The 12068-nt window shown below is 63.8% G+C and carries 11 protein-coding genes; 8 read left to right on the plus strand and 3 right to left on the minus strand.

All coding sequences use genetic code 11. The features are described from left to right. Window positions 1-14: 14 nt before the first annotated feature. Window positions 15-371, minus strand: a complete 357-nt coding sequence (locus JQ591_RS06740) for a DUF1304 domain-containing protein (RefSeq protein WP_211395598.1) — start codon at window positions 369-371, stop codon at window positions 15-17. 95 nt (window positions 372-466) lie between these two features. Between JQ591_RS06740 and JQ591_RS06745 the strand changes: the two genes are divergently transcribed. Further along, window positions 467-997 (plus strand): methylated-DNA--[protein]-cysteine S-methyltransferase, encoded by a 531-nt coding sequence (locus JQ591_RS06745; RefSeq protein ID WP_211395235.1) that lies wholly within the window; start codon window positions 467-469, stop codon window positions 995-997. Window positions 998-1117: 120 nt separating this feature from the next. On the opposite strand, the gene JQ591_RS06750 is transcribed toward JQ591_RS06745, so the two are convergent. Next, the gene (locus tag JQ591_RS06750) at window positions 1118-1486 is read right to left on the minus strand and encodes a nuclear transport factor 2 family protein (RefSeq protein ID WP_249136538.1); all 369 of its coding nucleotides are present in this window, start codon (window positions 1484-1486) and stop codon (window positions 1118-1120) included. 196 nt (window positions 1487-1682) lie between these two features. Here JQ591_RS06750 and JQ591_RS06755 point away from each other — a divergent pair, with 196 nt between their 5' ends. After that, window positions 1683-2570, plus strand: a complete 888-nt coding sequence (locus JQ591_RS06755; protein ID WP_349630371.1) for a LysR substrate-binding domain-containing protein — start codon at window positions 1683-1685, stop codon at window positions 2568-2570. Between the two features lie 25 nt (window positions 2571-2595). Here the strand turns inward: JQ591_RS06755 and JQ591_RS06760 are convergent, their stop codons facing one another. After that, window positions 2596-5385, minus strand: coding sequence for a [protein-PII] uridylyltransferase (locus tag JQ591_RS06760; RefSeq protein WP_211395237.1), 2790 nt, complete (start codon window positions 5383-5385; stop codon window positions 2596-2598). A gap of 188 nt (window positions 5386-5573) precedes the next feature. Between JQ591_RS06760 and JQ591_RS06765 the strand changes: the two genes are divergently transcribed. From JQ591_RS06765 to JQ591_RS06790, 6 genes are all read left to right on the plus strand, one after another. Further along, complete coding sequence (locus tag JQ591_RS06765; RefSeq protein WP_211395238.1) at window positions 5574-6545, plus strand: aliphatic sulfonate ABC transporter substrate-binding protein; 972 nt, start codon at window positions 5574-5576, stop codon at window positions 6543-6545. A gap of 245 nt (window positions 6546-6790) precedes the next feature. Next, complete coding sequence (locus tag JQ591_RS06770; RefSeq protein WP_211395239.1) at window positions 6791-7636, plus strand: ABC transporter permease; 846 nt, start codon at window positions 6791-6793, stop codon at window positions 7634-7636. 4 nt (window positions 7637-7640) lie between these two features. Beyond that, the gene (locus JQ591_RS06775; RefSeq protein ID WP_211395240.1) at window positions 7641-8426 is read left to right on the plus strand and encodes an ABC transporter ATP-binding protein; all 786 of its coding nucleotides are present in this window, start codon (window positions 7641-7643) and stop codon (window positions 8424-8426) included. A gap of 69 nt (window positions 8427-8495) precedes the next feature. Further along, window positions 8496-9005, plus strand: a complete 510-nt coding sequence (locus tag JQ591_RS06780) for an OsmC family protein (protein WP_211395241.1) — start codon at window positions 8496-8498, stop codon at window positions 9003-9005. Between the two features lie 169 nt (window positions 9006-9174). After that, a complete protein-coding gene (locus tag JQ591_RS06785) occupies window positions 9175-9984 on the plus strand; it encodes a hypothetical protein (protein WP_211395242.1) in 810 nt (269 codons plus the stop codon). A 391-nt stretch (window positions 9985-10375) separates the two neighbouring features. Then, on the plus strand, window positions 10376-12052 hold the full coding sequence (locus tag JQ591_RS06790; RefSeq protein WP_211395243.1) for a methyl-accepting chemotaxis protein: 1677 nt from the start codon (window positions 10376-10378) through the stop codon (window positions 12050-12052). The last annotated feature ends 16 nt before the right edge of the window (window positions 12053-12068 follow it).

Consider the following 12068-nt stretch of genomic DNA (forward strand, 5'->3'; position numbering starts at 1 on the left):
CTCAGGCCGGAGTTCTAGGCGAGGAACAGCGCCACCAGCGCGATCGCCGCCGGCAGCGCCTGCACCATCAGGATGCGCGTGCTGACGGTCGCCGCGCCATAAGCGCCGGCCACGATCACGCAGAGCAGGAAGAACGCCTTGATCTGGGTCGCGAAGGCCGGATTGCCGTGCACCAGCCCCCAGACCAGGCCGGCGGCCAGGAAGCCGTTATAGAGCCCCTGGTTGGCGGCCAGCACCTTCGTGATCGCTGCCTTCTCCGGCGTGTTGCGGAAAACCTTCAAACCCTGCGGCTTGTCCCAGAGAAACATCTCCAGGATCAGGAAGTAAGCGTGCAGTGCGGCGACCAGCGCCACCAGGATATTCGCGATCAGGATCAAGTTGAGCTCCCCAGCGTCAGCTTTCGGGTGGACGTTAGCACGGCAGGCGTGGCAAGTGCGATGGCGTGTTTCGATGCAATGGTGCCGCAATGCCCGCGCGACCGACCAGACCACCTGTAAGCTTCGGCCTCGATCGCCTGGCGACGCCGATCGGGATCGCGCTGCTGGTCACCGACGCCGCGGGCGCCTTGCGCGCGCTCGACTGGGAGGATTACGAGCACCGCATGCGCGAGCTCTTGCGTCTGCATTACGGTGCAGTGGAGCTGAGTGACCAGTCCGCGCCCGCAGCCATGCGGACTGCGCTGTCGGGCTATTTCGACGGCGATTTCGGCCAGCTCTCAGGCATCGCATGGCGCATCGCCGGCACGCCGTTCCAGCAGAAGGTCTGGAACGCGTTAGCGCAAATCCCTGCCGGCACCACGCTCAGCTATGGCGCGCTCGCCGCCAGGATCGACGCGCCCAAGGCCATTCGCGCCGTCGGCCATGCCAACGGCTCCAACCCGATCAGCGTGGTGTTGCCGTGCCACCGCCTGATCGGCGCCGATGGCTCTCTTGTGAAGTATGGCGGCGGCCTCGCGCGCAAGCGCTGGCTGCTGCGGCATGAAGGGGTGGCGGTCTGAGGGCCCGTTTGAGAACGAGCCCTGGCCGAGTGGCTGTATTTGAGAAGCGATCAAGGTCTTGCCCCGGCGATCGGTCGTCGAGCGAACCTTCGGCTGCTCTTCCTGCTGTAACCGAATCCGTCAGACTTTCGACGTCATCACTTTCTGCACGATCTTCCAGGTCCCGTTCACCTTCAAGCACGACAACAGGTCCGTGAAGGAACGCGGCGGAATCCGCAACTTCACCTTCAAAAGCGCCAGCTCTCTGTCAACATCCATTGACAGGATCTGATCATCTCGCTCGAAGCCCTGTTGCTTCGGAGCTTTCATGTCGCGGACCGCTGCCAGCCAGGCCGCAATCGGCGTCACGCCCACGTTGCCGTCCTCGGCGACCTTCGTCACGGAACTCAAGGGGTGAAATATGGATGCAAATTTCTCGGCATCCATTTCATAGGCCGCATCGAAATAGGTCTGCGCAAGGGAGCGCAAGGCGGGAGTGTCCGTATCCATTGTCATCCTCAAAGCTGTTGCACCGAACTCATTCATGCGGCTCGGCCCGCTGTGCCGAGCGTCAACCTGCGCCACGCGCAGAAAAATACCGCACGGCGTCTCCTTGCTCGCAAACCTAGGGTAAAGTGGCTTATGAGACTAGGCATCTTGCATGGCACGGTCTTATGACTGATACTCATAAATGATGACCAACGAAATGAACGAGCTCGCTACGTTTGCAATCGTGGCCAGTGAACGAAGCTTTACACGCGCTGCGATAAAGCTAGGTGTGTCTCAGTCTGCCTTGAGCCACACAATCCGGAGGCTTGAGCAACGGCTTGAGCTGCAGCTGCTCGCTCGAACAACCAAGAGCGTTGCGCCAACCGCTGCGGGGGCAGCTCTTTTGGCAGACTTGTCTCCGGCGCTTGAGCAAATTCGTCATGCCCTCGACAGGGCCCGAAGCGTTCGGCGCCGACCCGAAGGTCGCCTTCGAATTGTAATGTCACGATCAGCTGCCGTGATGGTGTTGTTGCCGCGGTTGAGGGCTTTCGCCGAAGCCTACCCGGACATCGTTCTGGACGTCGTCACCGTCACTGGGCCCGTGGACCTCGTTGCAGGCGAGTTCGATGCCGGTATTCAGCTTGGCGAGTACATTCAAAAGGACATGATCGCGGTTCGTGTCACGCCCGAACTGCGATTGGCGGTAGTGGGGTCGCCGCGCTATTTCGCTTCACGAAGCATCCCCGAAAAGCCACAAGACCTCAACGATCATCGGTGCATTACGCTGCGTCTTGCGGGTGGTCCATATCGGTGGGAGTTTGAGCAGGGACGAAAGTCGGTCACGATCAACGTGAACGGCCCGCTCATCATTGACGATACTCACCTGGTGATTCAGGCGGCGCTCGCTGGAGTTGGTATCGGACTCGCCTATGAAGAGCAGGTCGCCGAACATATTGCGAAGCGCCGCCTTGTTCGGGTGCTGGAGGATTGGACTCCGCCAATTCCCGGCTTCTTCATGTATTATCCCAGTCGTCAGCATCAACCAGCCGCGCTAGCTGCACTGGTGAACGCGCTACGATTCTCTGAACAAAAGTCGGCGCGGTGATTCAGTCCGGAATGACGAGAGGAAGTCACGCCGCCGGCTGAACCGCCTTGTCGCCGGCCATCACGTGGGTCAGCGCGCTCTTGATCGCGGCCTGGCGTGTCGGCGCGCTGATCTGCGCGCCCAGGAGGTCGGTGACATAGAACACGTCGCGGGCGCGCTCGCCGAAGGTCGCGACATGGGCCGAGGCGATGTTGAGGTTGAGCTTCGAGATCGCGGTGGTCAGTTCGTAGAGCAGGCCGGGCCGGTCGAGGCCGGAGACCTCGATCACGGTGTAGCGGTCGGACCATTGGTTGTTGATGGTCACTTCCGGCTCGATCACGAACGGCCGCGCCTTGCTGCGCACGGTGCGCCGCGCCACCACTTCGGGCAGACGCAGCTTGCCTTCCAGCACGTCCTCGATCATCTCGCCGATGCGCGTGGCGCGCCGTCCCTCGTCCTCGTCGCGGTCGTATTCCCTGGAGATCGAGATCGTGTCGAGCGCGCGGCCGTCGGTCGTGGTGTAGATCTGGGCGTCGACGATGTTGGCGCCGGCCGAGGCACAGGCGCCCGCGATGATCGACAGCAGCCAGGGGTGGTCGGCGGCGAAGATCGTCAGCTCGGTGACGCCACGCACCTCGTCGAAGCCGACATTGATCGCAAGCTTGTGGCCGGCCTGCTCGCTGGAGCGGACGAAGCGGGCGTGGCGGATTTTTCGCGGCAGCTCGACCTTGAGCCAATAGGCCGGATAATGCCGGCCGATATAGGCATCTAGTTCGTCCGCTGGCCATTCGGCGAAGGCGTTGCGGAATTCGCCGTAGGCGGCCGTGAGGCGCTTGCCGCGGTCGACTTCCGAGAAGCCGCCGGTCAGCACCGGCTCGGTCTCGTAGTACAGCGAGCGCAGGAGCTGCGCCTTCCAGCCGTTCCACACGCCGGGGCCGACGCCGCGGATGTCGGCGGTGGTCAGGATCGTGAGCAGCTTCATCTGCTCGACCGACTGCACCACGGCGGCGAAATTCTCGATGGTCTTGCGGTCGGACAGGTCGCGCGACTGCGCGACCGTGGACATCGTCAGATGCTCCTCGATCAGCCAGGCCACGAGCTCGGTGTCGGCCGGACTGAAGCCGAGCCGCGGGCACAGCCGCCGTGCCACCTTGGCGCCCGCGATCGAGTGATCCTCGGGCCGGCCCTTGGCGACGTCGTGCAGCAGCGTGGCGATGTAAATGACGGAGCGATGCTCGGGCCGGATCTTGCGCATGAGGTCGCTGGCCACTGCGAACTCGTCGAGGCCGCCGCGCTCGATGTCCTGCAGGAAGCCGACGCAACGGATCAGATGCTCGTCGACCGTGTAGTGATGATACATGTTGAACTGCATCATCGAGACGATCTTGCCGAAGGCGCGGATGAAATGGCCGAGCACGCCGGTCTCGTTCATCCGCCGCAGCACGATTTCCGCGTTGTCGGACGTCAGGATCTCCATGAACAGCCGGTTGGCCTCGGGATTCTCGCGCATCTGCGCGTTGATCAGGCCGAGCGAGCGCGTCACGTCGCGCATCGCGTCCGGGTGGAAGGCGAGATTGTTCTTCTGCGCCAGGCGGAAGATGCGGATCAAATTGACCGGATCGTGCTTGAACACGTCGGGCGCGGCGACGTTGATGCGGTTGTTGTCGACGATGAAGTCGTCGCTGTCGGGCACCCGCCGCTTCACCGCGGTGGGGCGCAGCCGCGCCATCATCCGGCTCAGCACCGGCGCGGGCTTGGCCTGCTGGTCCTCGAGCTTGGCGCAGAGGATGGCGGTGAGGTTGCCGACTTCCTTGGCGACCAGGAAGTAGTGCTTCATGAAGCGCTCGACGTCCTGCATGCCGGGATGCGAGGTGTAGCCGAGTCGGACCGCGATCTCGCGCTGAAGGTCGAAGGAGAGGCGCTCTTCAGCGCGGCCAGAGTAGAAGTGCAGATTGCAGCGCACCGACCAGAGGAAGTCGGCGCAGCGGCGGAAGCTGCGGTATTCCTGCGCGTCGAATACGCCGCGCTCGACCAGCTCGTCGGTGTCACTCACGCGGTAGACGTACTTCGCGATCCAGAACAGCGTGTGCAGGTCGCGCAGGGCACCCTTGCCGTCCTTGACGTTGGGTTCGACCAGATAACGCGATTGGCCGCCGCGGCGATGCCGCTCCTCACGCTCGGCGAGTTTCGCGGTGACGAACTCGGACGCAGTGCCTTGCACCACCTCCTTGTCGAAGCGGGCGACCAACTCGTCATAGAGCGGCCGGTCGCCGGTGAGGAAGCGCGTCTCCAGGATCGCGGTGCGGATGGTCATGTCGCCGCGGGCCTGGCGGATCGATTCATCGACCGAGCGCGTGGCGTGACCGACCTTCAGCCCCATGTCCCACAGGCAGTAGAGGATGGCCTCGGCGACCTGCTCGCCCCAGGCGGTCTGCTTGTAGGGCAGGATGAAGAGCAGATCGATGTCGGACTCGGGAGCCATCAGGCCGCGGCCATAGCCGCCGGTCGCCACCACTGCCATGCGCTCGGCGCCGCTCGGGATCGGCGAGCGGTAGAGATGACGCGTTGCCGCCGAATACAGGATGCGGATGATCTCGTCCTGCACGTGGCATAGCCGCTCGGCGCAGCGCCGGCCGTGACGGTCCTTCAGCAGGATCGTCTGTGCCGCGGCGCGCGACGCAATCAGCTCGGCCTTGAGCAGTTGCGCCATGGCCGTACGGAACGCGTCCTCGCGTCCCTGGTGCTTCTCGGCAAGCGCATCGACCGCGGCGGTGATCCGCGCGGTGTCGAAGCGATCGTCCACCTCGGCCTTGTGCTCAGTCGCGACGCTGTCCATGTCTCACCGGATATAAGAGGCGGCAGGCGCTGTCACCCGCCATTCTCCTCCAATAGTCGTTCCATGCTGGAAAGGTGCGGCTTTGGGCAAAGCTGTTCTCAGCCGGCGCGCTTTCGAGGGGCGGATTTTCTCGTTGACCTCTAGATATAACTCATTGAAAAACAATGAAATTTTGGAGGAGGCCGGGCATGATCAGGATTACACGACGCATACTGCTGGCGGGAGCGGTCGCTCTTGCCGTGTCCCCCGCGGCGCGGGCGGCGGATCCGCTCAAGGAAATCCGTATCGACTGGGCGACCTATAATCCGGTGTCGATGGTCCTGAAGCAGAAGGGGCTCCTGGAAAAGGAGTTCGCCAAGGACGGCATCACCGTCACCTGGGTGCAGTCGGCCGGCTCCAACAAGGCGCTCGAATTCCTCAATGCGGGCTCGATCGATTTCGGCTCGACCGCGGGCTCGGCGGCGCTGGTCGCACGTATCAACGGTAACCCGATCAAGTCGATCTACGTCTATTCGCGTCCCGAATGGACGGCGTTGGTGACGGCCAAGGATTCCAGGATCGCTGATGTGGCCGGCCTCAAGGGCAAGCGCGTCGCGGTGACGCGCGGCACCGATCCGCACATCTTCCTGGTGCGCGCGCTGCTTGGCGCAGGTCTCACCGAAAAGGACATCACGCCGGTGCTGCTCCAGCACGCCGACGGCAAGACCGCGCTGATCCGCGGCGACGTCGATGCGTGGGCCGGGCTCGATCCGATGATGGCGCAGGCCGAGGTCGAGGACGGCGCAAAACTGTTCTACCGCAAGGCCGACGCCAACACTTGGGGCATCCTCAATGTGCGCGAGCAGTTTTTGAAAGACTATCCGGATGCCGCCCGCCGCGTGCTCGCGGTGTACGAAGAGGCGCGCAAATATTCGCTGGCGAATTATGACGAGCTGAAGAAGACCTTCATGGCCGTGACCAAGCTGCCGGAGCCTGTCGTCGACAAGCAGCTCAAGGAGCGCACCGAGCTTACCCACAGTCGCATCGGCGCGCCCCAGCGCGAGTCGATCCTCGCTGCGGGCCTCGCCCTGCAACAGGCCGGTGTCGTAGACGCCAAGGTCGATGTGAAGGCGACGCTCGACGCTCTGATCGACGACCAGGTCCCGCTGCCGACGAATTGATCGGCGGGGAAGAGGCGCGCGCAGCAAACTCCGCTGTCGTCCCGGGGCGCGCAGCGAGCCCGGGACCCATAACCACAGGGAGCGGTTTGGCGCAAAAACGGTCACTCCGAGTCCCCGTAGCCACTTCTCCCTGTGGTTATGGGTCCCGGATCTGCGCTCGCTTCGCTCGCTTGTCCGGGACGACGGGCTGAGGGCTTGGCAAGAGCAGTGTTGCAATCTCGCAGAAGACGCGCTTCCTACCGGCCATGATCTCCGACGCGCCAGTCCTGCAACAAAGCTCGGAACCGGCCGAGGGCGCCGCGGCGCCGTCTCGGCTCGCCCGCTATGCCCGGCCGATGCTGGGTGTGTTGCTGCCGCTCACCGTCGCGCTCGGTTGGGAGTTCCTGGTCTGGCTCGGCTGGTCCAATGGCCGGCTGGTGCCGCCGCCCTCGCGCGTGTTCGCCACCATCACTGATCTTGCCCGTTCCGGCGAGTTGGTCCGTCACATCGCCGCGACACTGTGGCGCGTCGGTCTCGGCTTTGCGTTCGGCGTGGTCGCGGGCACCTTGCTCGGCGCCATCTCCGGCTATTGGTCGCTGGCGCGGCGGCTGCTCGATCCGACCGTGCAGGCGCTGCGCGCGATCCCATCGCTGGCCTGGGTGCCGCTGTTCATCCTCTGGCTCGGCATTTTCGAGACCTCCAAGATCGTGCTGATCGCGGTCGGCGTGTTCTTCCCCGTCTATCTCGGCGTAATGGGCGCGATCCTCATCGTCGATCGCAAGATCGTCGAGGTCGGTCGCACCTTCCGTCTCTCCGGACCTGCCATGATTCGCCGTATCCTGCTGCCCGCGGTGCTGCCGGCCTATGTCGTGTCCTTGCGCGTCGGTCTTGGGCTGGGCTGGATGTTCGTGGTGGCAGCCGAGCTGATCGGCGCGTCCGAAGGCCTCGGCTATCTCCTGCTCGACGGCCAGCAGCTCGGCAAGCCCGCGCAGATCCTCGCCGCCATCGTGATCTTCGCGATCCTCGGCAAGCTCACGGATTGGCTGATCGAGATCGCGGCAGCGCCCTTCCTGCGCTGGCAGGACGCCTTCGGGCGTACGAAGGGAGCGTAAGGCGATGCTGGCGCTCGACCGGGTCAGCAAGACCTATCCCAACGGCGTGCAGGCGCTGGCGCGCTTTTCCGCCGAGATCAGGCAAGGCGAGATCGTCGCCATCATCGGCGGTTCGGGCTGCGGCAAGTCCACGCTGCTGCGCGCCATCGCGGGCCTCGACCGCGCAAGCTCGGGCACGGTGACGCTCGACAACGAGGCGATCGCCTCGCCGCATGCCAAGATCGGCATCATCTTCCAGGAGCCGCGGCTGCTGCCCTGGCTCAGCGTCGCCGACAATATCGGCTTTGGTCTTGCCGATGCGCCCGCGACCGAGCGGCGTGAAAAGGTGGCGCGTGCGCTCGAGCGCGTCGGGCTCGCCGAGAAGGCGCAGGCCTGGCCGCGCGAGCTCTCGGGCGGCCAGGCACAGCGCGTCGCGATCGCACGCGCGCTGGTGCCGCAGCCCGAGGTGCTCTTGCTCGACGAGCCGTTCTCGGCGCTCGACGCCTTCACCCGCCGGGACCTCCAGGATCATCTGCTCGACCTCTGGGCCGACACGAGGCCGACGCTGATCCTCGTCACGCATGACGTCGACGAGGCCGTGGTGCTGGCTGACCGCGTGCTGGTGATGCGGCCGCGGCCGGGCCGGCTGTTCGACCAGATCGAGATCAATCTCGGCCGACCGCGCGACCGCAATTCGCCGCTGTTCGAGAATTTCAAGCGAAGTGTGCTGACGTCACTCGACCGTTCGCTCGACCGCAGCGTGCCCGACCGTGACGCAACCCAGGGTCCCGGTCAGGCCATGTGGTGGTGACAATTTCTCTCTGAGCCGGTACATCGCAAGCCGGTACTTCGTAGAGACGATTTTCCCGGGAGAGACAAAATGGACGCCGCAGCACTGCGCCAGATGCAGGCCCCGATCAAGGAGCGCTACAAGACCGATCCCAAGACCGCGATGATCACGTTGAAGGCCAAGGGCTCGACCGACAGCGAAGGCATCGCCTGCAAGGTCGAGACCGGCCGCGCCATCGCAATGGCCGGCCTTCATCCCGCGACCGGCGGCTCCGGCCTCGAGCTCTGCTCCGGCGACATGCTGCTCGAGGCGCTGGTCGCCTGCGCCGGCGTCACGCTGAAGTCGGTCGCGACCGCGATCGAGGTGCCCTTGAAGACCGGCAATGTCTATGCCGAGGGCGATCTTGATTTCCGCGGCACGCTCGGCGTCGACAAGGAGACCCCGGTAGGCTTCGCCGAGATCCGCCTGCGCTTCGAGGTCGACACCGAGGCACCGCAAGACAAGCTGGATCTTCTGCTCAAGCTCACCGAACGTTATTGCGTGGTTTATCAGACCATCAAGAACGGCCCGAAGGTCTCGGTGTCGATGCAGCGGATGTGAGGCGAAGGCCGCAGCCCAACAATCGATGTCGTCCCGGCGGAGGCCGGGACCCATTACCCCAAATGTCGATTGTCTTGCGTCCCTGACAACCACCACCGTCCAACACAGCGAAGCCTGTGGTTATGGGTCCCGGATCTGCGCTTCGCTTGTCCGGGACGACAAAGAAAAAATGTCCCTCGACCTCCACTTCATTCTCTTCCTCCTCCTGCGCATGGCGATCGCGGCGGCGTTCGTCGTGTCGGCGTCGATCATCACCGAGCGCTCGGGCCCGGTGATCGGCGCGCTGATCGCGACCCTGCCGGTCTCGGCGGGGCCGTCCTATGTCTTCCTCGCGCTCGACCACGATGCCGCCTTCATCGCCCAAGGCGCGCTGTCGAGCCTTCCGATCAATGCGGCGACGATCTTCATGTGCCTCACCTATGTGGTGCTGTCGCAGCGGCACGGCCTCCTGGTAAGTTGCGGAAGCGCGGTCGCGGCCTGGATCATGCTCGCCTCGATCATCCGCCAGTTCGACTGGACGCTCATCGCCGGTCTTGCCGCCAATCTGATCGCATTCGGCATCTGCATCCCGCTCCTGGCAGGCTATCGTCACGTGAAGATGCCGCTGGTGACGCGCCGCTGGTACGACGTGCCGATGCGGGCTTCGCTGGTCGCGACCCTCGTCGCCATCGTCGTCTCGACATCGGGCTGGGTCGGTCCCCGAATCAGCGGCATCATCGCGCTGTATCCGGTCGTCTTCACCAGCATCATGGTGATCCTGCATCCGCGCATCGGCGGTCCGCCGACCGCCGCGGTGCTCGCCAATTCCGCCTGGGGTCTGCTCGGATTTGGCACGGCGATCGCAGTGCTGCACGTTGCGGTCGTGCAGTTCGGCTCCGCCGTCGGTTTGTGTCTCGCGCTCGGCACCTGCGTGGTCTGGAACCTGACGCTGTGGTGGTCCGGCCGGCGGGCGATGCAGAGGGCGCGGCAGGCGCCGTAACTCTACGGATAGGCGCGACAAGGCGTCGCGAAAGACGTATCCGGGGTAAATTCATTCGAACAATCAGCGTGGCGTCCTGCTCAAGCTGTTGAATGACCAATGTCATTTCAAATCGTGCCGTGACCGCCGCCGAGCGCCGTGTGCACCGGTGACGGCCCGCAGCCGCTGATTTCCGACACTTCAATTAGAACTTTGTTCGAGCTTTTCCTGTACGGAATCATATTGCGTACCCGCGTCCGATACCGTCCGCGCGAATTTTGTCGGATCAGCATTCGATCGCTCGGACCGGGGAATTGTCGATTGGAATACGGCAGCGTTGCCGCACGGTCACGTCCCATTGGTCCCGAAGGGTGTGGCCCCCTTGGCGTTGTTTCGAAATGGAGCTTCCTTGATGTTTGGTCGCAAGTCCCGCGGTGATGCACAGTCTCGGCTAGACGCCATCGGCCGTTCGCAGGCCATGATCGAATTCAACCTTGATGGGACGATCATCACCGCAAACAAGAATTTTCTCGACGCCCTCGGTTATCGGCTCGACGAAATCCAGGGCAAGCATCATTCCATGTTCGTGTCGGCCGAACAGCGCGACGGCGCCGAGTACAAGGCGTTCTGGGCTGCATTGAACCGTGGCGAGTATCAGGCGCGTGAGTTCAAGCGGATCGCGAAGGGCGGCCGTGAGGTCTGGATCGAAGCATCCTATAATCCGGTGCTCGACGGCAACGGCAAGACGGTGATGGTCGCCAAGATCGCGACCGACATCACCGAGAAGAAAATCCGGAGCATGACGGACGCTTCGAAGATCGCCGCCATCAGCCGCGCCCAGGCCGTCATCGAGTTCAAGCTCGACGGCACCATCGTCACCGCCAACGAGAATTTCTGCAACGCGCTCGGCTATTCGCTGGCCGAGATCCAGGGCAAGCATCACAGCCTGTTCGTGGCTCAGTCCGAGCGCGACGGCGCGCCCTATCGCGAGTTCTGGGCCAAGCTCAACCGGGGCGAATACCAGGCCGGCGAATTCAAGCGCATCGGCAAGGGCGGCCGCGAGGTCTGGATTCTCGCCTCCTACAATCCCCTGCTGGACGAGAACGGCAAGCCGTTCGGCGTCGCCAAATTCGCGACCGACGTCACGGCGGAGAAGCTGAAGAATGCCGATCTCGCCGGCCAGATAGCGGCGATCGACAAGGCGCAGGCGGTGATCGAGTTCAACATGGACGGCACGATCATTACTGCGAACGCCAACTTCCTCAGTGCGCTCGGTTATGCGCTGGCTGAGATCAAGGGCAAGCATCACAGCATGTTCGTCGAGCCCTCGGAGCGCGATGGCAACGGCTATCGCGAGTTCTGGGCCGCGCTCAACCGCGGTCAGTACCAGGCGGCGGAATACAAGCGCATCGGCAAGGGCGGCAAGGAGGTCTACATCCAGGCCTCCTACAACCCGATCATGGATCTCAATGGCAAGCCGTACAAGGTCGTGAAATACGCCACGGACGTCACCAAGCAGGTGCTGGTCCGCATGGGCAACGAGCGGGTTCGCGGCATGATGGAATCCGTTGCTGCAGGCTCGGAGGAACTTAACGCCTCGGTGCGGGAGATTTCCGAGGCCATGACCAAATCGCGCGAGACCGCGATGAGCGCGGTGGATCAGGTCGCCTCCGCCGATGCCCAGGCCCAGCGCCTCACCGAAGCCGCGCAGTCGATGAGCGGCATCGTCGAGATGATCAATAGTATCACCGGCCAGATCAACCTGCTGGCGCTGAACGCCACGATCGAATCCGCTCGTGCCGGCGAAGCCGGGCGCGGCTTTGCCGTGGTCGCCTCCGAGGTGAAGAGCCTCGCCAACCAGGCCAAGCAGGCGACCGACAAGATCGGCCAGGAGATCGGTAGCCTCAACAGCATCTCCGGCGACGTCGTCAGCGCGCTCGGCTCGATCAAGCAGGCGATCAACAACGTCAGCGAATACGTCACCTCGACCGCCGCCGCCGTCGAGGAGCAGAGCACGGTCACGAGCGAGATGTCGACCAGCATGCAGCGCGCGGCGGCCGAAGCTGCGGCGATCGCCGCGAGGGCGTAGTGAGAGCACTCGGAAG

The organism is Bradyrhizobium canariense, from assembly GCF_018130465.1.
Taxonomy (GTDB): Bacteria; Pseudomonadota; Alphaproteobacteria; order Rhizobiales; family Xanthobacteraceae; genus Bradyrhizobium; species Bradyrhizobium canariense_C.